At 66.0% G+C, this 24,943-nt stretch carries 23 protein-coding genes; 18 read left to right on the top strand and 5 right to left on the bottom strand.

Going from position 1 to position 24,943, the window contains the following annotated elements:
• Positions 1-88 precede the first annotated feature (88 nt).
• From IIE29_RS04205 to IIE29_RS04160, 10 genes are all read left to right on the top strand, one after another.
• Positions 89-889 carry a serine hydrolase gene (locus tag IIE29_RS04205; RefSeq protein ID WP_209323911.1) on the top strand — a complete coding sequence of 267 codons (801 nt, stop codon included), beginning with the start codon at positions 89-91 and terminating at the stop codon, positions 887-889.
• Between the two features lie 81 nt (positions 890-970).
• The gene (locus tag IIE29_RS04200; RefSeq protein ID WP_209323910.1) at positions 971-1,285 is read left to right on the top strand and encodes a DUF3870 domain-containing protein; all 315 of its coding nucleotides are present in this window, start codon (positions 971-973) and stop codon (positions 1,283-1,285) included.
• Positions 1,286-1,483: 198 nt separating this feature from the next.
• Complete coding sequence (locus IIE29_RS04195) at positions 1,484-2,635, top strand: DUF819 family protein (protein ID WP_209323909.1); 1,152 nt, start codon at positions 1,484-1,486, stop codon at positions 2,633-2,635.
• Positions 2,636-2,744: 109 nt separating this feature from the next.
• Positions 2,745-3,809 carry a dipeptidase gene (locus IIE29_RS04190; RefSeq protein ID WP_209323908.1) on the top strand — a complete coding sequence of 355 codons (1,065 nt, stop codon included), beginning with the start codon at positions 2,745-2,747 and terminating at the stop codon, positions 3,807-3,809.
• A complete protein-coding gene (locus IIE29_RS04185) occupies positions 3,806-4,507 on the top strand; it encodes a type 1 glutamine amidotransferase (protein ID WP_209323907.1) in 702 nt (233 codons plus the stop codon). The genes IIE29_RS04190 and IIE29_RS04185 overlap by 4 nt, the downstream gene beginning before the upstream one ends.
• 80 nt (positions 4,508-4,587) lie before the next feature.
• The gene (locus tag IIE29_RS04180; protein ID WP_343071783.1) at positions 4,588-6,018 is read left to right on the top strand and encodes an APC family permease; all 1,431 of its coding nucleotides are present in this window, start codon (positions 4,588-4,590) and stop codon (positions 6,016-6,018) included.
• Between the two features lie 178 nt (positions 6,019-6,196).
• Entirely contained in the window at positions 6,197-6,592 is a 396-nt protein-coding gene (locus IIE29_RS04175; protein ID WP_209323906.1) for a universal stress protein, read from the top strand.
• Between the two features lie 448 nt (positions 6,593-7,040).
• Positions 7,041-9,152: an HNH endonuclease signature motif containing protein gene (locus tag IIE29_RS04170; protein WP_209323905.1), complete on the top strand. Its 2,112-nt coding sequence runs from the start codon at positions 7,041-7,043 to the stop codon at positions 9,150-9,152.
• An 82-nt stretch (positions 9,153-9,234) separates the two neighbouring features.
• Positions 9,235-10,317, top strand: a complete 1,083-nt coding sequence (locus IIE29_RS04165) for an LLM class flavin-dependent oxidoreductase (protein WP_209323904.1) — start codon at positions 9,235-9,237, stop codon at positions 10,315-10,317.
• A 284-nt stretch (positions 10,318-10,601) separates the two neighbouring features.
• Entirely contained in the window at positions 10,602-11,690 is a 1,089-nt protein-coding gene (locus IIE29_RS04160; protein WP_209323903.1) for a C40 family peptidase, read from the top strand.
• 153 nt (positions 11,691-11,843) lie between these two features.
• On the opposite strand, the gene pepN is transcribed toward IIE29_RS04160, so the two are convergent.
• Positions 11,844-14,708, bottom strand: coding sequence for an aminopeptidase N (gene pepN, locus IIE29_RS04155; RefSeq protein WP_209323902.1), 2,865 nt, complete (start codon positions 14,706-14,708; stop codon positions 11,844-11,846).
• A gap of 85 nt (positions 14,709-14,793) precedes the next feature.
• Here pepN and IIE29_RS04150 point away from each other — a divergent pair, with 85 nt between their 5' ends.
• Entirely contained in the window at positions 14,794-15,936 is a 1,143-nt protein-coding gene (locus IIE29_RS04150) for an FUSC family protein (RefSeq protein ID WP_209323901.1), read from the top strand.
• A 71-nt stretch (positions 15,937-16,007) separates the two neighbouring features.
• On the opposite strand, the gene IIE29_RS04145 is transcribed toward IIE29_RS04150, so the two are convergent.
• Complete coding sequence (locus tag IIE29_RS04145; protein WP_246475672.1) at positions 16,008-16,634, bottom strand: helix-turn-helix domain-containing protein; 627 nt, start codon at positions 16,632-16,634, stop codon at positions 16,008-16,010.
• Between the two features lie 66 nt (positions 16,635-16,700).
• Here IIE29_RS04145 and IIE29_RS04140 point away from each other — a divergent pair, with 66 nt between their 5' ends.
• From IIE29_RS04140 to IIE29_RS04115, 6 genes are all read left to right on the top strand, one after another.
• On the top strand, positions 16,701-17,480 hold the full coding sequence (locus tag IIE29_RS04140; RefSeq protein WP_209323900.1) for an AzlC family ABC transporter permease: 780 nt from the start codon (positions 16,701-16,703) through the stop codon (positions 17,478-17,480).
• Entirely contained in the window at positions 17,477-17,875 is a 399-nt protein-coding gene (locus tag IIE29_RS04135) for an AzlD domain-containing protein (protein WP_209323899.1), read from the top strand. The genes IIE29_RS04140 and IIE29_RS04135 overlap by 4 nt, the downstream gene beginning before the upstream one ends.
• Positions 17,876-18,086: 211 nt before the next feature.
• On the top strand, positions 18,087-18,398 hold the full coding sequence (locus IIE29_RS04130) for a DUF2516 family protein (protein WP_209323898.1): 312 nt from the start codon (positions 18,087-18,089) through the stop codon (positions 18,396-18,398).
• Positions 18,399-18,411: 13 nt separating this feature from the next.
• Entirely contained in the window at positions 18,412-19,221 is an 810-nt protein-coding gene (locus IIE29_RS04125; RefSeq protein ID WP_209323897.1) for an alpha/beta fold hydrolase, read from the top strand.
• Between the two features lie 20 nt (positions 19,222-19,241).
• Entirely contained in the window at positions 19,242-20,636 is a 1,395-nt protein-coding gene (locus IIE29_RS04120) for a glycosyltransferase (protein WP_343071782.1), read from the top strand.
• A 50-nt stretch (positions 20,637-20,686) separates the two neighbouring features.
• Entirely contained in the window at positions 20,687-21,334 is a 648-nt protein-coding gene (locus IIE29_RS04115; protein ID WP_209323896.1) for a YbjN domain-containing protein, read from the top strand.
• Between the two features lie 24 nt (positions 21,335-21,358).
• On the opposite strand, the gene IIE29_RS04110 is transcribed toward IIE29_RS04115, so the two are convergent.
• Positions 21,359-21,955 (bottom strand): GNAT family N-acetyltransferase, encoded by a 597-nt coding sequence (locus IIE29_RS04110; protein ID WP_209323895.1) that lies wholly within the window; start codon positions 21,953-21,955, stop codon positions 21,359-21,361.
• A complete protein-coding gene (locus IIE29_RS04105) occupies positions 21,952-22,995 on the bottom strand; it encodes a bile acid:sodium symporter family protein (protein WP_246475671.1) in 1,044 nt (347 codons plus the stop codon). Before IIE29_RS04105 ends, IIE29_RS04110 begins: the two co-directional genes overlap by 4 nt.
• 135 nt (positions 22,996-23,130) lie before the next feature.
• On the opposite strand from IIE29_RS04105, the gene IIE29_RS04100 reads away from it, so the two are divergent.
• The gene (locus IIE29_RS04100; RefSeq protein WP_209323894.1) at positions 23,131-23,874 is read left to right on the top strand and encodes a phosphoglyceromutase; all 744 of its coding nucleotides are present in this window, start codon (positions 23,131-23,133) and stop codon (positions 23,872-23,874) included.
• 117 nt (positions 23,875-23,991) lie between these two features.
• Here IIE29_RS04100 and phoU read toward each other — a convergent pair whose 3' ends face one another.
• On the bottom strand, positions 23,992-24,654 hold the full coding sequence (phoU, locus tag IIE29_RS04095; RefSeq protein ID WP_209323893.1) for a phosphate signaling complex protein PhoU: 663 nt from the start codon (positions 24,652-24,654) through the stop codon (positions 23,992-23,994).
• Positions 24,655-24,943: the final 289 nt, after the last annotated feature.

Raw genomic sequence — 24,943 nt, 5'->3', positions numbered from 1 at the left:
AACGCGATGACGAGAACGACTCCGGAAGCGTCGAGCGGCCGGCCCGGCCCCGGAACGTGACGACGAGAACGACGAGAGGAGCACGACCATGAGCGAACCGAACTTCGACGGACTGCCCGGGGTGCGCTTCAGCGCCCTGGCCTACGACGTCGACAGCGGAGAGAGGGTGTTCGCGCACAACGAGAACGAGGAGCTCGACACCGCGAGCATGGGCAAGGTGTTCCTGCTCCATACCGTCCTGCAGATGTCGCAGGACGGCACGCTCGATCTGCAGGAGCGTCTGACTCGGCGGCCGAGCGAACGTGTCGACGAGTCCGGCATCTGGTACCTCATGGAGCAGGACGAGCTGAGCATCTTCGACGTGGCCCTGCTCATCGGCGCCTTCAGCGACAACTTCGCGACGAATGTGCTCATCCGCCGAGTCGGCCTCGACAGCGTCGCCCGCCAGGTCGAGGACTTGGGCTACCGGAACTCCGGGCTCCACGACTTCCTGCGCTGGCCGCGCCCGGCCAAGGCCCCGCGGACCCTGTCGACGGGCACCGCCGCGGAGATCAGCGACTTCATGGCGCGGCACGCGAAGGACGAGTTCTGGGACGAGTCGACGAACGAGATCTTCCGCCGCTGGCTGGGAGCCGGTGCGGACACTTCGATGGTCGCCTCGGCGTTCGACCTCGATCCGCTCGCGCACTACAACTATCAGCGCGACGTATGGGTGTGGAACAAGACGGGCACGAACGGAACGATCCGTGCCGACGCCGGGATCGCGATGACGCCGACGCGGCGAGTGGCCTACGCCGTGTTCGCGAACTGGGAGCCCGGCACGGACCGAGTCGTCGACGTCATGCCGATCATGCGCGAAGCGGGGGAGGTGATCCACCGATTCCTCTGAAGGGCGGTCCGCCGATGTTCTCGAGACGGTCTCGTGCGTGCGCACGGCCGCACTCCGATTTTCGAGTATTCTTGACGGACTATGACCTCCTCGATCTACCTCACCGGCGAAGCGAAGGCTCCGTCGAACAACCCGATCATGACGCAGTACGGGCTGTTCTTCATCGCCTTCGAGATCGAGGCGGACACACACCGAATCCTCGATGTCGACTGCTCGGCGACGTTGGCCCTGACAAGGAAGTTCATCAGGGACCTGTTCATCGACGCGGACATCCTGGACACCGGTCGGCTCACGGAGACGATCACGGCCAGATACCACGGGTCCTCACAGAAGGCACTCATCGCCGCGGTGAACAGCGCGGCGAAGAAGTACCGAGAGCTGCCCGCCTCAGGCTGAGAGGTCTCCTCGACCACGAAGATTGCCCGAGTCCACACCCGACCGGATCCAATCGACAACCACACATGGCTTCACCGCGCTCGGCACCTGCGTTCCTCCGTGCCGGAGCCCTCCCTTCGGGGTGTCCGGACACAGTCGTCCGCTTCCGGGCGGACCGGCAGACGGGGCGCGGTCCTATCCAACGAGGGAGTGTCGTTTGTGATCACGGACGGTTTTCTTTTCATCAGCCTGCTGCTGGCGATCTCGGCGGTTCTCGTCGTCGCCGACCGGAGCGGGAGATTCAAGATATTCAGATATGTCCCCGGGTTCGTCTTCCTCTACATCGTGGCGGCCCTGCTCAACACGGTGGGCCTGTTCGACCACGACGCGGTCGACGGAGTCGGTGACGGGCTGCAGGACGCTCTGCTGCCGGCGATGATCCTGCTTCTGCTGTTCAAATGCGATGTCAGACAGATCATCCGGCTCGGGCCGAAGCTGCTGCTGACCTTCGTGGTCACGGCCGTGAGCATCATGATCGGCTTCATCGTCGCCTATCTCATCGTGCATTCGGCATTGGCCCCGGAATCGTGGAAGGCACTCGGTGCGCTCAACGCCTCCTGGACCGGCGGCTCGGCGAACATGGTCGCGGTCCAGAACATCCTCGAGGCACCCGAGGACATCTTCGGCTATGTGCTCATCGTCGACACCGTGCTCTACTCGTTCTGGCTGCTCCTCATCTTCTCCTCGGTCGCCGTCTCCGACAGGTTCAACCGATGGACGAAGGCCGACACCTCGAAGTTCGACTTCGCCGACCGCGTCACCGGTGAGGAGGAGAAGCCGATGACGCTTCCCTCGATCATCGGTCTGCTGGGCTTCGCGCTGCTCGTCTCCGCCCTGGCCGCCCGAGCAGGCGAGCTGCTTCCGGAAGTGGGGGCGGTGATCAACGCCTCGGCGTGGACGATCCTCATCGTGAGCGTCCTCGGCCTGGTCATCGGCTCGACCCGCTGGGGGCGAGCAGCAGGATCGAGCGAGCTCGCGACCATCATGCTCTACCTCATCATCGGCATCATCGCCTCCGGGTCCGACTTCACCTCCTTGGCGGAGGCTCCGCTGTACCTCGTCGCGGGCGTGATCGTGCTCCTCGTCCACATCGTCATCATGCTCATCTACGCGAAGCTGACGAAGACCGAACTGTTCAGCATCGCCGTGGCCAGTACGGCGAACATCGGCGGGATCGCCTCGGCGCCGGTGGTCGCAGGAGCCTTCAACCGGCAGCTGGTGCCGGTCGGCGTGCTCTTCGCGCTCATCGGCACCTTCTCCGGCACCTTCCTGGGGCTGTGGACGGCACAGCTGATGTCGGGGATCGGATGAGAGTGAACCTGATGCCGACCACTGCACATCCAGTCGTGCCGACCCGCACGGCGGCCGCCGCCGCGGCCTTGCTGCGAACATCCACCACCTGCAATGAAGGAGCACTGCCATGAGTTACGAAGTCTTCGACGGACACAACGACCTCGCCTGGTATCTGCGCGAGGAGCGCGACTACAGCGTCGCGGGTCTCAACGATCCTGCCGTTTCGCCGTTCACCACGATGGATCAGCTGGCGGTCGGCCATGTCGCCGCGCAGTACTGGTCGGTCTACGTCCACTCCTCGATCACCGGCTCGCACGCAGTCAAGGCGACCTGGGAGCAGATCGACGCGGTGCAGCGCTTCGTCACCGCTTACCCGGAACGTCTGCAGTTCGCCCGGACGGCCGCCGAGGTCCGGGCCGCTCGCAGTGCGGGCAGGGTCGCTTCGCTCATGGGCGTCGAGGGAGGCCAGCAGATCGACGAATCGCTGGCCGTGCTGCGCTCCTATGCGCGGGCCGGGGCCCGCTACATGACACTGACCTGGTCGACGACGCACTCGTGGGCGGACTCGGCCACCGACGAGCCGCAGCACGGGGGCTTGAGCGAGTTCGGACGCGAGGTCGTGGCCGAGATGAACCGGATCGGCATGATCATCGATCTGTCCCATGTCGCTCCCTCGGTCATGCACCAGTCGCTCGACATCACCACCCTGCCCGTGCTCTTCACCCACTCCTGCGCCTACGGACTCAACCCGCATCCGCGGAACATCCCCGACGACGTCCTCGATCGCGTGCCCGGCAATGGGGGAGTGGCGATGATGACCTTCGTCCCCTCGTTCGTCTCGAATGCCCGCCGCAGATGGGTCGAGGCCGGAGAGCAGGGCACCGCCCCCGAGGTGACCGTGGCCGATGTCGCCGACCACTGCGATTACGTGCGCGAACGGATCGGGATCGACCACATCGGCCTCGGCGGCGACATCTGCGGAGTCGATGAGCTGCCGACCGGGCTAGGCGACGCCGGCCAGTACCCGAACCTCTTCGCCGAACTCGCCTCACGCGGCTGGTCGGAGACCGACCTGCACAAGCTCGGGTTCGCCAATGCCATGCGAGTCCTCGAGGCCCATGAGGAGGCGTACGCGGCCTTCCTCGGATCAGCGGACGAGGCAGCGGCCGCCTCGGCGAGGGACCGATCATGACCCGGCTGCTCGTCATCGTCAATGACATCGATTCTCAGCCGGGGTTGCTGACACCGTGGATGATCAGCGAGAACGTCGAATTCGATCTGCGCATCGGTGGTGTCTCGCACCTGCCGGATCCGAGCGCACTCGAGGCCTACGACGGCCTGATCGCGCTCGGCGGCGGGTACATGCCCGATGAGACCGACCGCGCACCCTGGCTCGCCGAGGAGGCCGAACTCGTCCGCCATGCGCTGGAGACAGACCTGCCGCAGCTCGGGATCTGCCTCGGTGGGCAGCTCATCGCCCATGTGATCGGCGGTGACGTGCGAGCCAGAACCGGAGCGCCGGAGAAGGGATACACCCGGATCGATACCACCGCCGAGGCGGCCGCCGATCCCGTGTTCTCGGTGATCCGAGAGCGGACGTCGTTCCTCGAAAGCCATGTGGACCGCATCGTGGAGCTGCCGACCGAGGCGACGCTGCTGGCCTCGAGCGAAGCCTGCGAATTCCAGGCATTCCGGATGGGACGTGCCTGGGGCACGCAGTTCCACCCGGAGGCGACACGCGCGAACATTCTGCGATGGGATGCGGCGAAACTGCGGAAGCTCGGGTTCGATAAAGCTACTCTGGTGGAAGAGGCGGAGGAGCTGGGCCCCGAGAGCGAACGTGATGCGAAGGTGCTGTTCACTGCGTTTCTCGATGTGGTGCGGGGCTGATGCATACTGGGCGGGGCTCTGACACCATTCGGAGCTGCCAGGACTGCGGCTGAAGCGGCTGCGGCGGAGATGGAGGAATCGTGAGCGACAAGGAACCCACGACCACAGTCGATGCAGGAGATGGGCACCACCCCGAGACTCTCAAGCGGGTGATGGGGCCGAAGCTGCTGCTTCTGTTCATCGTCGGCGACATCCTCGGAACGGGCGTCTACGCGCTGACCGGCAAGGTGGCCGGACAGGTCGGAGGCGCCGGCTGGGCGCCGGTGATCCTCGCTTTCCTCATCGCGCTGATCACCGCGTTCTCCTATATGGAGCTCGTGACGAAGTACCCGCATGCCGCGGGTGCGGCTCTGTACACGCACAAGGCGTTCGGGATCCACTTCGTGACCTTCCTCGTCGCCTTCGCAGTCCTCAGCTCCGGCATCACCTCGGCGTCGACGGCGTCGAACGTCTTCGCTGCGAACCTCGTGGCCGGATTCGGCTGGGACGTCTCGGGCACCGGGGTGATGTGGATCGCGCTGGGCTTCCTCACCCTCATCGCCCTGATCAACCTCCGCGGCGTCGGCGAGAGCGTGTGGTTCAACGTGGTCCTCACCCTCATCGAACTCAGCGGCCTGCTGCTGGTCATCCTCGTCGGATTCTTCGCCCTCGGGTCCGGTGATGCGGACTTCTCACGGGTGATGATCTTCGAGACCGAGGGGGACAAGAGCGTCTTCCTCGCGGTCACGGGCGCCACGGCGCTCGCCTTCTTCTCCATGGTCGGCTTCGAGGACTCGGTCAACATGGTCGAGGAGACGAAGGACCCGCGCGTGTTCCCGAAGATCATGCTCTCGGGCCTGACGATCACCGGCGTGATCTACGTGCTCGTCTCCCTCGTCACCGTCGCGGCGGTGCCGATCGGTGTGCTGACCGAGAGCGAGACGCCCCTGCTCGAGGTCGTCCGCGCCGGGGCTCCCGGCCTGCCGATCGACACGATCTTCCCGTTCATGACGATGTTCGCCGTGGCGAACTCGGCGCTGATCAACATGCTCATGGCCAGCCGCCTGCTCTTCGGAATGTCCAAGCAGAACGTGCTCCCCCCGGTGTTCGCGAAGGTCATGGCCCGTCGCCGCTCGCCGTGGGTGTCGATCATCTTCACGACGCTCATCGCCTATGCGCTCATCATCGCGGTGACGACGATCCTGCCGGAGACCGTGACGGCCTCGCTCGGCGGCACCACCTCGCTGCTGCTCTTGGCGGTGTTCGCCGTCGTCAACGTGGCCGTGCTCATCCTGCGCAAGCAGCCGGCCGACCACGATCACTTCAAGGCGCCCACGTTCCTGCCGTGGCTCGGCGTCATCAGCTGTGCGTTCCTCGTCGGCCCATGGGCCCGTCTCGACGAACTCGTCCAGTACCAGATCGCGGTCGCACTCGTCGGCATCGGCGTCGTCCTGTGGGTCGTGACCTGGCTGTGGAACCGTTCCACCAAGGGAACGAGCACGCGATTCCGGAATCCCGAGGAACTGACGTGAAGCCGATGCCGCGCGTGGAGCCGATGTCGCGCCGAGGCTGTGCGCCGTTCCGTGGGGCAGTGTCCTCGCTGGGACGGCGACGGTCTCGGAGCGCGGCGCCGCATCTCGCTATCCTGGAGCAGTGGGGCTCCGACCGTTCCACTCAGCACTGTTCGGCTCAACCCAATGAAGGTGAAGAATGACTGTTCTCGTCGGTTACGTCAACAACCCCGCCGGCCATGCCGCTCTCGATGCGGGAATCGCCCATGTGAAGAAGGACGGCGGAGAATTGGTCGTCGTCAACGCATCACGGTCGGCTCAGCGCAATGATTCCTACCGCCTCGGCGAGGGTGAGCTCAAATCCGTCAAGGACTACCTGAGAAGGTCCGACGTCGAATTCCGCGTGCTGACGCTCGGCAGCGAGTACGACCCTGCCGAACAGATCCTCGACACCGCGACCGAGGTGGGCGCCGAGCTGATCGTGCTCGGGACCAGGAAGCGGACCCCGGTCGGCAAGTTCCTCCTCGGGTCGACGATCCAGAAGGTCATCCTCGACGCCGCGGCCCCGGTGCTGTGCGTGAAGGCCGCCCACTGAACTCTTCCGTTGGCTGGGTGGGCTGGTCGGCCGATTCAGTGATGAGGTCGGCGTCTACGTGACCGGTCGACGAGGACTGCGCCGGCGAGGACGTGGGTGCCGGCGAGGACTGCGCAGGCGAGGACGTGGGTGCCGGAGAGGACTGCGCCGGCGTCGACCCAACGTCCGGATTGCTCAGCCCCTCGGTCGCTGAAGAGCAGTTCTGCCCTGCTCGACCGCGGGACGGTGCGATTCGCCTCGCGATTCTCGTGTCACCTGCGCGTCGTAGGCTGACATCGACGCGTCGAAGCTGAATCGACGGTCTGCCAAAGGTGCTCAAATAGCACTCGTTCGAACAGCACGAAAAGAAATGCGAAAGAATCGCACAGAACTATGGACTCTGTTCTAATCGTGGATTAGAATATGGATAAGTCGAAACCATCAATGATGATGAACGGACACAGAGAACATGGCTCTCATCCCCGACCGCAGGCACGACGAGCAGAACGATTCCGAAGCTGACCCACAGCCATCCCCGTTGCCCGCCTCTCCCGAAGACCAGAAGCCGACCTATCGGGAACTTCTCGAAGCAGCAGGGTTCGACCTCACCGGGCACCCCCTGGCCGATCGATTCGACGGCACCGCCGAATTTCCGGTCGAGGAGGATGCCGAAGAAGAAGCCGGCGCGGCGAACTCCTCAGCGCTTCAGGGCAGCGATTTCCGGGGCGGTGAGGGCCTGTGGTCGCCTGATCCGGGGCCTCCGCGAAATGAGGCGGAAGTCCAGGCCTGTATCGAAGAGATCGAAGCGCGTCAGGCAGCTTGGATGCAGGAGAAGCGCGAAGAGCGTGAGGCTCAGCGTGCAATCGAGCATGAGGAGTTCCTCAGTAGGAATCCGCAGCGCCGTGAGGAGATCGAGCGTGCGAACGCCGAGTGGGACGAGCGCGAAGCGCGGTACGAGGAGTCGAAGCGGCGGCAGCGCGAAGCCGAGCGTGCTGCTGAATTCGAACGCACCGAACGGCACAGAGCCGTGGCCGAGAACAGAGGCGCGGCTGCAAGCGCACATCCGCTGCTCGATGAGTATCGCTGGTCGGATCTCAACCACATCGCTCCGGAAGTCACCGAGAGCATCGACAGACTGCAGGGGCTGCTCGGGGAACTGCACGACTTCACCCGCCCCATGGGCCCCGACGATGCCGTGACGGTGCTCGACGGGCTCGAGACCTTGGACCGGCTGACGGAATCCCTGTCGATCGTCACGCTCTCCGTCTTCGAACGAGTCGGAACGCCCCGCGACTTCGGAGCCAAGACGACGAAGGCTCTGGTGCAGCACCGCCTGAACCTCTCCTCTCATGAGGCCTATCGCAGGACGCAGCTCGCCGAGCATTTGGGCAGACGGACCAGTATGAGCGGGGAATCGATCGAAGCGAAGTTCCCGATCCTCGCCGCCGCCCTGCGTGAGGGCGCCTTGTCGTCGAACCAGGCGACGACGATTATCAAGTGCCTCAAGGCGCTGCCGCCGACAGCTGCCGAAGACGACAGAATCGAGGCCGAAAGGCTGCTCGTCGAAAAGGCACCGACGGTGCGCGTGCGCGATATCCATGTGCTCTTCGACGAGATCCTCGGCTGGATCGATCCCGACGGGGCTCCGCCGAAGGAGGCGGCCGACCGTGAGGACTTCAACGTCAATCTGCGCCAGATGAAAGACGGAACCTGGACGTTCAAGGGCCGCCTCGACGAAGAGACCGGCGGAGTCCTCAACGGGCTGCTCACTTCCCGGATCAAGACCGATGAGAAGTCGAAGGTCAGCGAGGACGGCGCCGCCGAGGCGCTCGACCAGACAGTCGTCGATGCCTTTACCGAAGTTCTGCGCGGAGACCGTTCGGACTGCCTCGACCCCTCGCTCGACTTCTCGCTCCCGCAGGCGGGCGATGACGGCGAGATCCCACAGGGGGCGGGAGTGAGGGAAGACGGTTCACTGGTGGCAATGGCCGCCGAACAGCCCAGTGTTCGCAGACGCATCTACGAACGCTTCTCCAGCCTCATCGGCAGCATCGAGATGAACCGGATCAAGGCAGGAGCCGCCTACGCCCTGGTCGTCACGGCCAAGGCCGAGGACCTCGTCGCGCGGACCGGCAGGGCAGCCACCGGAGACGAGGCGCCCTTTCCGATCACGACTGCCGCACTCGACGGGCTCAACGGCTCGGTCTTCTTCCACCTCATGAGCGAGAAGACGAAGTCGATGGCACTTGCGACCGAACGGCGACTGGCAACTGAGAAGCAGCTTGCGGTTCTTGCCAGTCGCGACCAAGGGTGCACCTTCCCCGGCTGCGATACGCCACCTGGCTGGTGCGAGGCGCACCATATCGTCCCCTGGGCGAGAGGAGGCAGAACAGACGTCAACAACCTCACGTTGGCATGCTCTGCCCATCACCACCTGATCGACAAGTCCGACTGGTTCTGCCGGATGCTCGCGGACGGCCGACCGGCCTGGGTGCCTCCGGCATCGATCGACCAAGCCAGAGAACCGATTCTCCACGCCCGATTCATTGCGCGCGAGATCGGCGAGACTCTCTTCGGCTGAGTCCTGCAATCCCATTCAATCCCGCTCGGGCCCTGAACGGGCCGCCAGGAATGAACGCCTCGCGACTGCTGTTGCTTTCGATATGAAGCTTTCCATTCTTGACCTCGTGCCTGTTCGCACCGGACAGAGCACCGCAGATTCGTTCGCCGCCTCGAAGCAGATCATCGACACGGCAGACCGCCTCGGTTTCACCCGCTACTGGGTCGCAGAGCACCACAATATGCCCTCCATCGCATCGACGATGCCGGGCCCCGAGCTCATGCACCTCGGGCAGGGCACCGAGCACATCCGACTCGGATCCGGCGGGGTCATGCTTCCCAACCACGCGCCGCTGGCGGTCGCCGAACTCTTCGCTCTGCTCTCTGCGGTCTACGGTGACCGCATCGACCTGGGCATCGGACGCGCACCCGGCACGGACCCCATCACGTCGGCGGCGATGCGCGGCCACCTCGGCGAAGGCCGCATGGTCGACCGGGAAGGGCGAGCCATCGACCCCGTCGAGCAGTTCCCGCAGCATGTGATCGACACTCTCGGTCTGATGGCCCCCGAAGGGCTGCGCATCCCTCTGCAGGGCGGCCGCGAACACGTGCTGAAGGCGACACCGGCCGCAGTGCCGGGCACTCAGCCTCTGCCATGGCTTCTCGGTTCCTCCGGCTACTCGGCACGTCTGGCCGCCGAACTCGGCATGCCCTACGTCTTCGCCAATCATTTCGCCTCCGGGGCGACCACGGGGATGAAGATCTACCGCGACAATTTCACTCCGGGCGCCTATGGAGACGAACCGCAGACCTTCGTCACGGCCAACGTCGTGGTCGCACCCACTGCTGAAGAGGCACAGCTGCGTTCCGAGCCCTTCCAGCTGCAGATGTCACGTCTGCGCACCGGCGGCCCGATGGAGAAGCTGCACTTGGCCGGCGACGACGTCCGATCGGTTATGAACGACGGCGAACGCATGGTCGGGGAGGAAATGTCGAAGAACTGGATCATCGGCGACACGAAGTCGGCTGTTGCGCAACTCGAAGAACTCGCAGCACGATTCGATGTCGACGAGATCATGATCCAGCCGATCGCCGGAGCGATGGAAGGCGAGGACCTGCGCGAGGACCCCGGTCGCATCCAGACGATCGAGCTCCTGGCTGCCGAGCTCCTCGGTGCCGCGGCCTGAGACTTCAACCGCGTCCGATGCCCGATCGAAGTCTCAGCTCGGCATCGAATCGTGCAAGTGGACTTCAAACCGACGGCAGAGCACGTTATCCTGTCACAGTGTCATGAACGTCGGCGGTCCTCGAACCGTCGGTAGGATTGGCACCGTGCAATGATTCGCCGGCAGCGAGGTCGACCTGCGAGGGACGGCAGCGTCAAAGGAGAATCGAGTACGCCGAATGCGCACGCGCACCTTCGGAGACTTCCCCCGCGCGGGCCTGATGCCCGCAGACCGAAAGAGAAATAATGCGTACCAAAATTGCTGTTTCGGCAGCACTTGGGGTCGGACTGGTTTTCGGCGCCGGTGCTCCCGCACTGTCGAGCAATCTGTCCTCGACCGACGCCGCAACGTCAGCGGACATCACAGCTGATGTCGTTCCCGGCCAGGAACTCGAACGGATCAGCGACGGAAAGATCGAAAAAGGCGAGACGGCCTACGTCGATGTCACGGTGGCCACCCTCTGGGCCGATCGCAAGGCTCCCCGAAAAGTCGATAAGCCTGCCCTCGGCCATCCTGTTGACCTCGCTAAGTGGAACAAGAACCTCAAGAGCACCGAGGTGCGTCGAGGTCTGACCGGTAAGACCGAGACGCAGGCGGTCTACGGCTCGGAAGTCACTGTCCTCGACATCAAGGGCAAATGGGCCCGGGTCAGCGTCAAGGATCAGAAGACCCCGAAGAACAAGAAGGGCTACCCGGGTTGGCTGCCGACGAAGCAGCTGGTCGAGAACGATCGCTTCGGAAAGCTCCGCGAAGAGCAGCCGCGTGCCGTCGTGACGAAGCCGAAGAGTGAACTCGAGGGCATCGAGTTCACCAAGGACACCGGCGCCGACGTCAGCTTCAATGTCGACCTGCCGCTCATCGCCCAAGACGTCGACGACGTTCGCGTCGCTCTCCCCGGCGGTGGCGCTGCCTGGATCGACGCCGATGACGTAGCGGTCTATGACGTCGGTGAGGAGCCCGAGAAGCCCAGCGGCAAGGACCTCGTGAAGACCGCGAAGCAGTTCGACGGCCTGCGCTACCTGTGGGCGGGAGTCTCCGCCTACGGATTCGACTGCTCCGGGTTCACCTACAGCATCTACCGAGCCCATGGCATCGATCTCCCGCGCGACTCGGGGGACCAGGCGAGGGCAGGCAAGGCCGTATCGTCGTCGAACCTCAAGGCGGGTGACCTGCTCTTCTTCTCGACTCCATCGGGAACCGTCCACCACGTGGGCATGTATATCGGCGACGGCAAGATGATCCACTCGCCCAACGCCTCGAAGGACGTCTACGTCACCGACTGGAGGAAGTGGGACACGGGCAACGAATTCTCCGGAGCCCGTCGGATCCTCTGACCCAGGTCTCGCTGTCGGCAGACCCGATGCCACATCTGTCTGCCGGCAGGCCGATGCCACGTCTGTCTGCCGGCAGGCCCGTCGGCAGACAGCACAGCGGAAATGCAGATGGCCGGTGCCCCCATGGATGGGGCACCGGCCATCTGCGTCGGTTCAGTGGCGCGAGCTCTGTGTCGACTTGAGGAAGATGGCACGGGCCAGGTCGTCGCGACGTTCGATGATCAGGCGGCGCAGGGCCGCGGGCGCCTCGGTGTGGGCGGCCAGCCACGCGTCGGTCTTCTCGACCACGGCTTCCTCGTCGACCGACCAGCGCGGGTAGAGGCCGAGCACCAGGCGCCGGGCGATCTCGATCGAATTGTCGGTCCAGAATCCCAGCAGACCATCGAAGTATTCGTCGACATAGCCCTCGATGAGCGGCAGCGCACTCGAAGCGATGAATCCGGAGATGATGGCCGAGAGGACATCGTTGCTCAACGCGCTCGCACCGCGGATGGCCTCCCATGCCCGGATCTTGACGATGGGCAGGGGCAGCGCGGCACTGGCTGTTTCGGCGCGGAGCCGGCCCGAGGAGCTGGGGTCCGAGTGATTCTCCCTGGCGATGTCCGTCTGATCCGCCCAGCCGAGGCATACCAAAGCTGTCAGCGCGTTCCACCTCAGGGCATGGTCGTTGATCAGACCGCGGAAGGGCAGCCCCGCTGAGGAGTGCTCGGCACCGCCGGCCTCCTCCGTGCTCGTCCCCGGAGCCTCGGGGTACATGCGGTCGATCTCCTCACCGACCGGCACCGTGAGGATCTGGCTGGCGAAGCTGCGCCCCATCACCACGGCCGAGCCGATTGTCGCACAGCGTGCCGTCCGTGACGTCAGCGCGAGAACGAGATTGGCCAGATGCAGCTGAGCATCGGAGCCGGACTTCGCCGCAGCCAGGGCGTCGAGCGCGGCGCCGAGCAGCCCGCTGATCGCGGTGTCGAAATTGCGATCGGCCACCCACTGGTCGATGCAGGTCAGAGCGGTCTGGCTGAGACCGGCCATGATTCCCGCATGGCTCTCCTTGCCGAGGCTGCGCGCATAGGCCGTGAGGTACTTCTGCACGGGCATGAGGCCGTCGCGAACGGCATTGTCCAGGGCCGACCACACGAGCGCCCGCGACAGCGGGTCGATGATCCGCGAGGCCGAGGTGATCGCCGTCTCCGTCGAGGCCGGATCGAGACGGACCCGCGCATAGTCCAGATCGTTGAAGTTGAGCAGGGTGATCGCTCCGGCGCTGCGTCCGATGAGCTGTTCGACCTCGGCGGACTCGGTCGAGAACTCGAAGCGGAAGGTGTCCAGCGGAACGATCACGCGTCCCGACCTCCCGAGTGTGGCGATCTCGAGGGTGTGCGGACGCAGCAGAGAGGCACCCTCGGCCGAATCGGCCTGAGTGATCGTCGCAGCCGTGATCTTCTCGGCTCCCGTCCGGCGGCGTGGAGCGTGAGCCTGACCTCCGGTGCCCTGGGCCGAAGCCGCTCCCGCCTCGTCGTCGGCATCGGCGGTCGCCCGCAGCCTCGCGCCGGTGCTCGAAGCGATGCGGACTCCGGCTCCCGGCCCCTGGAGCGAACCGGAGCCGATGGATGAAGCATCGGAGGTCGTCAGCTCCAGGGAGAGCTCCGACACTCCGGAAGTGCCGAGCCAGGCGCCCGCCCAGTTCGCGATGTCCCGGTCGGGGGCCGCCTCGGCGAGGCATTCGAGGAAATCGGCGAGCTCGGTGTTGCGATACTCGAACCGTTTGAAGTACAGCCGGGACCCGGCGAAGAACGCTTCCCTGCCGACGAAGGCGACGAGCTGTTTGAGCACGGACGCGCCCTTGGCATAGGTGATGCCGTCGAAATTGAGCTTCGCGGCCTCGACATCGGGGATATCGGCCACGATCGGGTGCGTCGTGGGGTACAGGTCCTGCGTATAGGCCCAGGCCTTCCGCCGCAGTGCGAAGGTCACCCAGCCGTCGGTGAACCGGGTCGCCTCGGCCAGCGCCAGCCCGCCCATATAGTCGGCGAACGACTCCTTGAGCCACAGATCGTCCCACCACTTCATCGTCACGAGGCCGCCGAACCACATGTGCGCCATCTCGTGGAGGATGACGTTCGCCCGCGATTCGTACTGAGCGTCGGTGACCTTGTCGCGGAAGATCAGACCATCGGTGAACGTCACCAGACCCGGGTTCTCCATCGCACCGAGGTTGTACTCGGGGACGAAGATCTGATCGTACTTGCCCCACGGGTAGGGGTAGTCGAACTCGGCGGTGAAGAATTCGAGGCCGGCCTTCGTGATCGAGAAGATGTCGGAGGCGTCGAGATGGTCGACGAGGCTGGCACGCGTCCATGCCCCCAGCTGCACCGTCTGCCCGGTCTTCGGGTCCGTCCACTCGTCCGTCGCGCCTTCATAGGGGCCGGCGGTGATGCAGGTGATGTAGCTCGACTGCCGCAGAGTGGGCAGGAAATGGTGAGTGACGGCGTCCGCCGGTCCGTTTCCGGGCTCCGAGGTCGATTCGGGCCGATTCGACAGCACGTGGAAGTGGGACGGAGCGGTGACGGAGAAGCTGAACTCGGCTTTGAGGTCAGGCTGGTCGAAGTTCGCGAACACACGCCGAGCATCTGTGGGCTCGTACTGCGTATAGAGGTAGACCTTGCCGTCTGCGGGGTCGGTGAAGCGGTGCAGTCCCTCGCCCGAGGTGGAATAGCGGGCCTGGGCCTCGATCGTCAGCGCATTCCGGCCGGCGCGGACGGGGAAGGTGACACGGGCACCGTCGAACACCTCGGCGGGGGAGAGGATCTCACCATTGATCTGAACGGAGGAGACGGAGTCGGCGATGAGGTCGATGAAGGTCGAACCGGCCGAGCCGGCCGTGAAGTCGACGTCTGTGCGGGAGAAGTAGGTCTCGTCTTCGGTCTCGGCGTTGCTGACATCGATATGGACTGAGTAGGAATCGACCTCGAGCAGCTGTGTGCGACTCTGCGCTTCGTTTCGGGTGAGATTCGTTGTCATTCAATAGCCTCCTCGGCGCACAGACTTTAGCATGCCACATTTCCGGTACTCTGAGTACAGCACCGATGAGCGGCAGAGGGGACTGATGGCGGAGACTCGGGTCGGCGAATTGCCTCGGCGGGCAGTCAGCGTCGTCTCCCACCGCGTGCGCCTGGGTCTCAAGCGAGTCTGGGTGAATTCCGGTCAGCTGATCCAGATCCCCATCGCCGCGACCGCCGCCTATACCTTCTGCGTCTACGTCCTCGGCCACCCCTATCCCTTCCTCGCCGCGGTCGCTTCCGCGGTCGGCATCGGCCCGGTGGCCGACCGTCGCCTGCGTCGAGCGCTCGAGATCGGCATCGGCGCGACCTTCGGGGTGCTCGTGGGTGAGATCCTCGTCAACGTCTACGGCACCGGCATCTGGCAGCTCGCGCTGACCCTCATCATCGGCCTGGTCATTGGCACCATCCTCAATTCGGGCGGCATCTTCATCACCCAGATCGCCGTCCAATCCGTCTATGTCGTCGTGGTCCCGGCCACCGCCACGAGCATGCCGTTCCCCCGCACGCTCGATGCCCTGACCGGATCGGTGTGCGCGATCCTCTTGGCCTTCCTCATTCCGCGCGACGCCCGGAAGGTGCCCCGACGCCTGGCCGCGGACATGCTCGAGGAGATCGACGATGTCCTCAAGATGATGAAGCGGGCGCTGCGGGATGCGGACTCGACCATGGCCGATCGGGCTCTCGAACGAGCCCGCGAGACCCAGGACATCATCGACTCGTGGGGGTCATCGCTGCGGATCTCGCGTGAGGCGGCGAAGATCAATGCACGCGCCCGTCGGCACGCCGCCGAGGTGACCCGACTCTCCCGTGCCCATACCTTCTCCGACCGGGCGATGCGGACGATGCGGGTGATCGCGCGCCGGGTCGTGGGCATGACCGAACTCGGCGTCGAGAAGCCGGTCATCGCCGATTACGTCGGATCGCTGGCCGAGGGGGCCAAGAAGCTCGAGATCGCCCTGCGCCGCGGCACCGATCGCTCCCTCGCCGAGGCGGCCCTGTCCGAAGCCGCGGGCGCTCTGGATCCGCGCGCGAAGCCGGAATGGGACATCCACGACGAATCCCTGGTCCTGCTCCTGCGGACGGTCGCCGTCGACCTCCTCCAGGCAGCGGGGTTGACGCGGGAGGAAGCTCAGTCGCGCCTGCCGCCCCTGGCCGAGGAGGACGAAGACGGTCCGGCCGTCGAGTAGGAGCGAGCCGGTCGTCGAGTAGGAGCGGGCCGGTCGTCGGAGACGGCGGGGCCGGCCGTCGAGTAGCCCTGTCAGCTGCTCTCGACGACGAAGACGGCGTTCGTGCCCGGTTCCAGAGCCGTGAAGCGATGAGGCTGATCGCCCGGATGGGTCAGGTAGTCGCCCACGCCGAGCTCATAGGACTGTCCGAGGACCTCGATGCGCGCGGCCCCGCGGCCGAGGATGACATGTTCGATCGTGCCCTGCGGGTGCGGCTGAGACTCCCTGGGCTCACCCGGTTCGGCCTGGATGAAGTAGACATCGCGTCGGGCATTCGTCGGCGACGGTGAGAGCAGGGTGGCCACATAGTTCGCGGTGGTCGAAGGCAGGCTCGGCATGTCACCGACATGCTGCAGCGCCACCTCGTGCGGGGGCGGGTCGAGCAGGCGCGCAAGAGGGATGTCGAGTGCAGCGGCCAGAGCCCACATCGTCTCCAGGCTCGGATTGCCGCTGCCGGTTTCGAGCCCGGACATCGTCGACTTGCCGATCCCTGCACGCCGAGCGACCTCGGACAATGACAGTCCGGCCCGCAGTCGTTCCCGTTTCAGTGCCGCCGCGATCTGCTCGCTGGGGGAGAGCGCTGCACTGGGCTCTGCCTGAGGACCGGCCGGGGCACCGTCCATATCCGACTCGTCGTTCGGTGAATTTCGAGAATTCATGTGTTCATTGTAACGGTCAAGGCGTTCAGGTTGACGAACGACTGCGTGGAGTGCACTGTATGGAACATGGGTTCATTATTCCGCACGGGCGAACGGGTGCTCCCCGGGTCGACCTACCGGGCCGTGGCGATCGTGACCATTACGATCGTCGCGGTCGCGCTGTCCTACGGCGCGATCTCCGCAGTCTCGGGCTTCGCCTGGTGGCAGATCCTGCTCCTGGCGATGTTCGCCCTCGGAGGCGCTGCTGAGTTCACCTTCATCGGCGTCATCGCCGCCGGCGGCGCCCCCATCCTCGCCGTGCTGGCCGGGCTCCTCGTCAACTCCCGGAACTTCGCCTTCGGCGTCGCCGTCGGTCCGTTCTTCCCTCAGGACTGGCGCGCGCTCATCGCCTCCCACTGGATCAATGACGAGTCCACCGCGATCTCGCGGACCGGACGCAACGCCCGCGCGAGATGGCACGCCTTCCTGCTCATGGGCGCTGCGATCGCCCTCATGTGGCCCAGCGGAGCCATGGTCGGCCAATGGCTGGGCAACGTCATCGACGCGGACCTGCTCGGCCTCGATGCGGCCTTCCCGATCATCCTCTTCTGCCTCATCCGCGGGGATCTGAAGAACCGCGCCACGCTCTCGCTGACCGTCGCCGGCATCCTCATCGCCGTGGCGCTCACGCCGGTTCTGCCGCTGGGGCTGGGCGCGGTGACCGCGCTGTCGGTCTTCGTCTTCGTGGCCGTCGGATGGGCGGTGCGCTCGCTGCTCAGCCGCCGAGGCGGTGCCGCGGCCGATGGCCCCGAGCCTTCCGAGGGCGGGCAGCCGGCCTCGGTGAGCGCAGAGGACGGACGGGCATGAGCGCGGGAAGCTTCCTCATCGCTCTGGCCGCGCTGAGCATCGGAACCTACCTCATGCGCTTCGCCGGCGTGAAACTCGGCGCGGCCATCGCCACCCGCGGGCGCCGAGCGACGATAGAGGCCGGTTCGGGCGACGAAGGAGCGTCGGCGGCCTCCGGCGACTCGGCCGACTCGACCGAGCGCGTGACGATGTGGATGGATCGGGCCACGGTCGTGCTGATCGGAGCCGTGTTCGCGACCACCGCGGTCTTCGACGGCAAGGACATCGCCGACCCGGCCCGGCTCATCGGGGTCGGCGCCGGTGTGCTCGCCGCAATCCTGCGTGTGCCGATGCTCCTCGCCGTCGTCATCGGCATGGCCGTGTGCGCGCTCATCCGCACGACGGGGGTGCTCTGAGAACCCGCGTCCTGGAGGAACGCAGAAGCGCTGCGAGAACGCGAGAGCTCGCGCGAACGCGCTGGCCCTCTGGGAGCGCACGTTCGGGGGACGCGCACAGACTCTGGGAGCGCACGCATCCTCTGGGAACGCGGTGAGCCGAGAGTGGGCAATTGCCCAGGATCCGGCTCCTGACACTGCTTGGGAGATGAGGGATTGCTAGGCTGAGGGGATGGAATACATCGCGGGCTTTCAGCGTCTCGTCTTTCTTGTCCTGACGGTGGCCGCATTCATCGTCCAGCTCTGGGCGTTCATCGACTGCCTCCGCTTCAAGGACGAAAACTACCGCGCCGTCGACAAACAGAGCAAGAAGTTCTGGGTGATCCTCCTCGGCGTCGGCCTCGCGCTCGCCGTCATCGCACTGCCGCCGATGGGCATGAGCATGATCTTCCTCAACATCATCGCCCTCGTCGCCGGCATCGTCTATCTCACCGACGTGCGCCCGAAGGTCAGGGCCGTCGATCCGCGCTACCGCAACCGCTGAGGCCGCCCGCCGCATGAGCACCGACCTCAATCTGCCGGGGCCCGAGTCCGGCTACATCGCCACGTTCGGCTCCGGAGAGCCGCATACCCTGTTCGGCCACGGATTCGCCGGCGCCGTCCGCGACACCCGCCCCTTCGGCACCGGAATCGCCGGCACCCGGCATTTCCTCCACCTGCCCGGACACGGCGGAAGGCCCTCACCCGGCCCGGGGTGGGACTACCCGCAGATCGCCGAGGTACTCGCCGAAGCCCTGAACGCCACCTCGGCGAGTCGTGCCCTCGGTGTGTCGATGTCGGCCGGCGGGCTGCTCCGCCTGCTCAGCACCGCTCATCCTGTGACCGGAAACCTCGACAAGGTCGCTCTCGTACTCCCGGCCTCCTTCACGGGCTTCTCCGCCGAGGCGGCCGCGGCCAACCGCTCCTACCTGGACAGACTGCGCGGCCTGGTGGCCGATGAGGACATCGACGGCATCGTCGAGCTCATGCTCTCACGCGAACCCGCCGAGGTGGCCCAGATGCTGCCCGCTCGAGCGTGGACGAAGGCGAAGGCCGAGAACCTCGTGCACACCGACATGTCCGACGGGCTCGGGCTGGCCCTCGAGATCGCCGTGGACGACACGGCGGAGGCCGCCGAGAATCTGCGCAGCTTCGCCGGCGAGGTCCTCGTCCTCACGCACGAGGACGATCCCGCGCACCCGGTCGAAATCGCCGAGGCGGTCCATGCGGCGATCCCCGCCTCTCACCTCGAGGTGCTTCCCGCCGGGTCGATCCTGTGGCGCGGCCGTCATGAAGTGCGCCGGATCCTGGGCGAATTCTTCGGCTAGTCCTTGGCTAGACTGTCCCCGTGCGCATCTCCGTCCTCTCCCTCCACACCTCGCCCGCCGCTCAGCCGGGCCAGGGCGATGCCGGGGGGATGAACGTCTACGTCGATCAGTCCGTGCGCGCTCTCGCCGCCGCCGGACACAGAGTCGACGTGTTCACGGCCGACCCTGGCGGCCTCGACGGGACCGGAGCACCCGATGCGTCCGACGGCGACCGACGGATGGAGATCTCCGAGTCCATCACTCTCCACCACCTGCCTGTGGATGCGCGGACGAAGGACGAGCTCGCCGACGCCATCGAGGAGCTCGCACAGATGCTCCTCGAACATCCGGACTTCCGCGCCGCCGAACTCATCTGGGCCCATTACTGGATCTCCGCCGAGGCGGCCCTGCGCGCCCATGACATGACCGCGAGCGAATCCGCCCACGACCTCGCCGCGGGGGCAGCGCCGACTCCCATCGCCGCGGGGGCAGCTCCAACTCCTATCGCCGTGAGCATGCACACGATGGGAGCGGTGAAGAACCGCGATTCGGAGACCAGCCACGAACGGCCCCAGCGACTGCACGCCGAGGAGCGGATCGCCGCCGAGGCGGATCTGCTCGTAGCCGGCACCCCGGCCGAGCGGCGCGACCTCATCAACGAACTCGGTGCCGACCCGGGTTCGGTCGTAGTGGCCCGGCCCGGAGTCGACCATGCTCACTACCGGCCCGGCGCGAAGGCCGCGGCCAGGAGCCGGCTCGGCTTCTCCGATGACGAGGCCGTCGTCCTCTATGTCGGACGGATGCAGTTCATCAAGGGCACCGACGTCGCCGTCGACGCCCTGGCCGATCTGCGGGAACGCAATCCGCACCTGGCCTCTCGCACCAGGGGGATCCTCCTCGGTGCCGCCTCCGGAGCCGACGCCGGCCTCGACGCGGGAGGCGGCGCCGGCGGCACACGAACCATGGCCTCGGGTCCCGGCAGTGCCTCCTCGAACTATCTGCGCGGGCTGACCGCGGCCATCGCCGCCGAGCCCAGCGTCGAGGTCCGCCCGCCCGTTCCCGCACATGTCCTCGTCGACTACTACCGGGCCGCCGACGTGCTCATCGTCCCCTCACGCAGCGAATCGTTCGGGCTCGTCGCCGCCGAGGCCGCCGCCTCAGGGCTGCCTGCGATCGCCGCGGCGGTGGGAGGACTGCCCGAGATCGTCGAACACGGGCATTCGGGACTGCTCATTGCCGCCCACAACCCTCACCACTGGGCCACGGCGATCGAAACCCTGCTGTGCGATGACCGTCTGCGTGCCGAACTCGGAGCCCACGCGGCCTATCGCGCCGAACGCTTCGACTGGGGCCGTACCGTCGAAGTCGTCCTCGACGCCCTGCCCGGCGCGGCTGCTGCGAGTCCGCACCGCTGCGAAGCCCTCGGAGCGTGCTGAAGGACTAGAGTCGTGGGTGAGCATGAGAGACGAGCGAAAGGCGTGAGATCATGAGCACCGACACCGAGGCGATCCTGGCCGGCGTGCGCTCCTGGGCCGAGGAGAATGATGTTCCCGTCGACTCGGTCGAGGACGCGGAGATCGTCGTCACTCTGCCGGGGGAGAAGAAGCTCAAGACGAACGTCGCCATCAGCGTCTTCGCCCGCACCGCCCATCTGCAGGCCTTCGTCATCCGTCATCCCGACGAGAACGCATTCGAATTCAACCGCTGGCTGCTGCAGAAGAACCTCAAACCCGGGCCGGTGGCCTTCGCGATCGACAGCCTCGGCGATGTCTATCTGCGCACGAGCGTTCCCCGGGAGCATCTGCTCGATGAGCTCGATGCGCTGCTCGGGGCGATGCTCGCCGCCGCCGACTCGTCGTTCAACGAGCTCCTCCTCATCGGGTTCCTCACTGGAATGAAGAAGGAATGGGCCTGGCGCGTCAGCCGCGGGGAATCGACGCGCAACCTCGCGGCCTTCGAACAGGTGCTCAGCGGTGCCGACAACGAGTTCCTCGGTGCCGAGGGCCTCGCCGATTCCGAAGCGGGCGGAGCAGAGACCACGGCTATGGCCGGGCGTCCGCAGAGCGACTCCGGTGTCGGAAGCGGGACGGGAGAGTCCGACTCCGGCACCGGCCTGGAAGCGGATGGCCGCTGATGACGAGGAGCAGGCGACGCCCACTCAGTCGAGCGGGAGCTTGAGTCCTTCATGGCTGGCGTCATAGCCGAGGCGGGCGTAGAAGCGCTGCGCGTCGGTGCGTGAGCGGTCTGTGGTCAGCTGGGCGAGCCCGGCGCCGAAGCGACGACCGCAGTCATGCGCCCACTCGAAGACTGCCGTGCCGAGGCCGATGCCCTGTGCCGAGGCGCCGATCCTCACCGCTTCGATCTGCAGTCGCAGAGTGCCGCGCCGGGACAGGCTGGGGATGAGGCTGAGCTGCAGGGTGCCGACCACGGCCGGACCCTCCTCGACGGCGACGAGTAGCTGATTGGAATCGGCCGCGATGAGTGCGAAGGCACGAGCATAGGCGGCCGCGTCATCGGCAACCGTCGCATCCGCTGCCGGAGAACCGACGTCGGCACCGGCACTGCCTTCGCCCGAGTTGCCTTCACCGGCGCTGCCTTCACGGGCGGCGCCGAGCACGTCATCGCGCAGCAGAGCGACGAGAGCGGGCACATCGGCCTCGGTGGCCCGACGGATGATGAACCTCCGCCCTGCCAGGTCGAGGGTCTCGGGCGAGTAGGCGTCGAACCCTCTGAACTCCTGCGTCTCGCCGCTCATCGCTCGGCACCTTCACCCACGACGGAGGTTGCTGCCACGAGACCGTGAGCGGCCGCATCGGCCGGCGAGCTGCCGTAGGGGCGGCGGGCGAAGAGCGAAGCGAGCAGGGCACCGGAGACGTTGTGCCAGACACTGAAGACCGCACCCGGCAGCGCGGACAGAGGCGAGAAGTAGGTGGTGGCCAAGGTCGAGGCGAGCCCCGAGTTCTGGAGACCGACCTCGAAGGACAGCGCCCGCCGTGTCGGAGTGTCGAGACGACACGCGGCGGCCACACCGTAGCCCACGCCCAGTCCGAGCAGATTGTGGGTGACGACGGCCAGCAGCACGAGCACTCCGGCCGTGGCGATCGACCCGGCCGAGCCGGCCACGACGATGGCGACGATATAGGCGATGGCGATCGACGCCAGCCACGGCAGCACCGGGGAGATCCTGTCGACGAGGCTCGAGGCGACGACACGGACGATGACTCCGACGATGACGGGGACGAGCACGGTCTGACAGATCGAGACGAACGTTGACCAGAACGGCACGTCCATGTACGAGCCGGCCAGCCACAGGGTCAGCAGCGGGGTGAGCACCGGGGCGAGCAGGGTCGACAGAGTGGTGATCGACACGGACAGCGCGGTATCGCCCTTGGCCAGATAGGTCACGACGTTCGAGGCCGTTCCGCCGGGGGCGCAGCCGACCAGGATGACGCCGACGGCGATCTCCGCGGGCAGTCCGTAGACCGTGACGACGAGGAGGCCGAGCAGCGGCATCGCGACGAACTGGGTGACGACGCCGAGGACGGCGATCCAGGGACGCTTGGCGATGCGGGTGAAGTCCGGCAGGGTCAGCGTCAGTCCCATGAAGAACATGACGACGCCCAGCGCCCAGGTGATCGTCGGTGCCAGCGGGGTGAAGGCGTCGGGGAGGAGGAACCCGAGCACGCCGGCGATGACGACGAGGACCGGCAGAGCCGTGACGGCGATGATCGAGCTGCGGTCGGCGGCGGGAGGCGCGGAGTTCCCGGAAGTCTGGTGTGCTGGTGCGTCTGACATGAACACAGGCTACTCCGTCTGCAGTTCCGGTCCAGGTCGTATTGCCATTCGAGACAACGTGTCGAATAGTGAGAGAAGTGGTCGCGGACGACTCTCGCGGAAGACTCTCGCGAGCGGCCATGCGAAAATGGTGTCATGACGTATAACCTCATCCTGCTGCGCCACGGCGAGAGCGAATGGAACCAGAAGAATCTGTTCACTGGGTGGGTCGACGTGACCCTGACCGACAAGGGTCGTGCCGAAGGCCAGCGCGCCGGCGAGCTCCTGCGCGAGAAGGGGCTTCTCCCGGACGTCGTGCACACCTCCCGACTCAAGCGGGCGATCCTCACCGCGAACATCGCTCTCGAAGCCGCCGACCTGTCGTGGCTCGACGTCCACCGCAGCTGGCGCCTCAACGAGCGCCACTACGGTGCCCTGCAGGGCAAGAACAAGAAGGAGATCCGCGAGGAATTCGGCGAAGAGCAGTTCATGATCTGGCGCCGGTCCTTCGACACCCCGCCGCCGGCCCTGGCCGACAGCTCGGAGTTCTCGCAGGCAGGTGAGCCCCGCTACGCGAACCTCGGAGATGCGATGCCCCGCACGGAGTGCCTGGCCGATGTCATCGATCGTCTGCTGCCTTACTGGTACGACGTCCTCGTCCCCGAGCTCACGCTCGGCAGGACCGTGCTCGTGGCCGCCCACGGCAACTCGCTGCGTGCGATGGTCAAGCACCTCGACGGAATCTCCGATGCCGACATCACGGGCCTGAATATCCCCACCGGCATCCCGCTGCACTATGAGCTGACCGAGGACTTCACTCCCGTCCGGCCCAGCGGAACCTACCTCGACCCGGAGGCGGCTCAGGCCGCCATCGGCCAGGTCGCCAACCAAGGGCGCTGAACCCGAGCCGCTGAGCAGCGGCACGAGCGAAGCGCAACGATGATCGCCGAGGTGGAATCCACCTCGGCGATCATCGTCTTTCGCGTCTGCGGCGCCGCTCTCGGCGCGCTGCGTGCCTCACTTCTTCGACAGCTGCGGCTCCCAGTTGCCGGTGAGCAGGTATTCGACCTTCTGCGACACCGAGACCGCATGGTCGCCGAAGCGCTCGTAGTAGCGTGAGAGCAGGGTGACATCGGCGATGTGGCGTGGCGCCAGCGAGCCGGCCGGTGCCTCGGCGAGCTTCGCGAACACGCTCAGGTGGAGTTCGTCGAGCTCCTCGTCGATCGCATTGATCGTGGGCACATCGGCCAGGCCGGGATTCGACAGCAGCCGTTGGGTCGCCTCGGCGATCTTCTCCCCGGACTCACCCATGCGGGAGAACGTCGGTTCGAAGACCTCGGGGATCGCCGATTCCGGGTAGCGGATGCGCACCTGCTGGGCGATGTGGCGGGCGAGGTCGCCCATGCGCTCGAGGGAGGCGGACATCCGCAGAGAACCGATGACGGCACGCAGATCGGCGGCGACCGGAGCCTGCAGGGCGAGCATCTCGGCTGCCTGCTGATCGAGGGCGAACTGCATATTGTCGATGACGACATCGGCCTCGATGACCTGTTCGGCCAGCTCGAGGTCATTCGAATGCAGGGCCTGATTCGCCAGGCGGATCGCGTCGAGGGCCTTGGTGGACATGCCGACCAGCTGGGTGGCCAGATCGTCCAATTCGTTTCTGAAGACTTCGCGCATTGACGGCGGTTCCTTACTCTCAGACATGCGAGGGCGGTACTCATCGGGGCCTCGGCGGGTGTGCGCATCCGACCTTCGTCCGGTCACGAGCGGCGGGTCCTCAGCTCGCCGGAAGCGAGACATCAGGTCACAGCCGCAGAGCCCGGACACCGGGAGCGCAGGCACACAGACGTCAGCTTCGCACGGGCGGGTGAACGTCGACTGTCGCGAAGGTGAATTCCTCGGCAAATGCGCCCCCGGACGGGGGATCCGGTGCCCCGAGACGGCGGACAGCGCCTAAGCTTGAGGG

The organism is Brevibacterium renqingii (assembly GCF_017808095.1).
Taxonomy (GTDB): Bacteria; Actinomycetota; Actinomycetes; order Actinomycetales; family Brevibacteriaceae; genus Brevibacterium; species Brevibacterium renqingii.
This window is presented reverse-complemented; position numbering and strand designations above follow the sequence as displayed.

Coding starts and splice junctions, on each gene's coding strand:
- IIE29_RS04205 (WP_209323911.1), top strand. CDS start 89: ATGAGCGAACCGAACTTCGACGGACTGCCCGGGGTGCGCTTCAGCGCC.
- IIE29_RS04200 (WP_209323910.1), top strand. CDS start 971: ATGACCTCCTCGATCTACCTCACCGGCGAAGCGAAGGCTCCGTCGAAC.
- IIE29_RS04190 (WP_209323908.1), top strand. CDS start 2,745: ATGAGTTACGAAGTCTTCGACGGACACAACGACCTCGCCTGGTATCTG.
- IIE29_RS04185 (WP_209323907.1), top strand. CDS start 3,806: ATGACCCGGCTGCTCGTCATCGTCAATGACATCGATTCTCAGCCGGGG.
- IIE29_RS04175 (WP_209323906.1), top strand. CDS start 6,197: ATGACTGTTCTCGTCGGTTACGTCAACAACCCCGCCGGCCATGCCGCT.
- IIE29_RS04170 (WP_209323905.1), top strand. CDS start 7,041: ATGGCTCTCATCCCCGACCGCAGGCACGACGAGCAGAACGATTCCGAA.
- IIE29_RS04165 (WP_209323904.1), top strand. CDS start 9,235: ATGAAGCTTTCCATTCTTGACCTCGTGCCTGTTCGCACCGGACAGAGC.
- IIE29_RS04160 (WP_209323903.1), top strand. CDS start 10,602: ATGCGTACCAAAATTGCTGTTTCGGCAGCACTTGGGGTCGGACTGGTT.
- pepN (WP_209323902.1), bottom strand. CDS start 14,708: ATGACAACGAATCTCACCCGAAACGAAGCGCAGAGTCGCACACAGCTG.
- IIE29_RS04150 (WP_209323901.1), top strand. CDS start 14,794: ATGGCGGAGACTCGGGTCGGCGAATTGCCTCGGCGGGCAGTCAGCGTC.
- IIE29_RS04145 (WP_246475672.1), bottom strand. CDS start 16,634: ATGAATTCTCGAAATTCACCGAACGACGAGTCGGATATGGACGGTGCC.
- IIE29_RS04140 (WP_209323900.1), top strand. CDS start 16,701: ATGGGTTCATTATTCCGCACGGGCGAACGGGTGCTCCCCGGGTCGACC.
- IIE29_RS04135 (WP_209323899.1), top strand. CDS start 17,477: ATGAGCGCGGGAAGCTTCCTCATCGCTCTGGCCGCGCTGAGCATCGGA.
- IIE29_RS04130 (WP_209323898.1), top strand. CDS start 18,087: ATGGAATACATCGCGGGCTTTCAGCGTCTCGTCTTTCTTGTCCTGACG.
- IIE29_RS04125 (WP_209323897.1), top strand. CDS start 18,412: ATGAGCACCGACCTCAATCTGCCGGGGCCCGAGTCCGGCTACATCGCC.
- IIE29_RS04115 (WP_209323896.1), top strand. CDS start 20,687: ATGAGCACCGACACCGAGGCGATCCTGGCCGGCGTGCGCTCCTGGGCC.
- IIE29_RS04110 (WP_209323895.1), bottom strand. CDS start 21,955: ATGAGCGGCGAGACGCAGGAGTTCAGAGGGTTCGACGCCTACTCGCCC.
- IIE29_RS04105 (WP_246475671.1), bottom strand. CDS start 22,995: ATGTCAGACGCACCAGCACACCAGACTTCCGGGAACTCCGCGCCTCCC.
- IIE29_RS04100 (WP_209323894.1), top strand. CDS start 23,131: ATGACGTATAACCTCATCCTGCTGCGCCACGGCGAGAGCGAATGGAAC.
- phoU (WP_209323893.1), bottom strand. CDS start 24,654: ATGCGCGAAGTCTTCAGAAACGAATTGGACGATCTGGCCACCCAGCTG.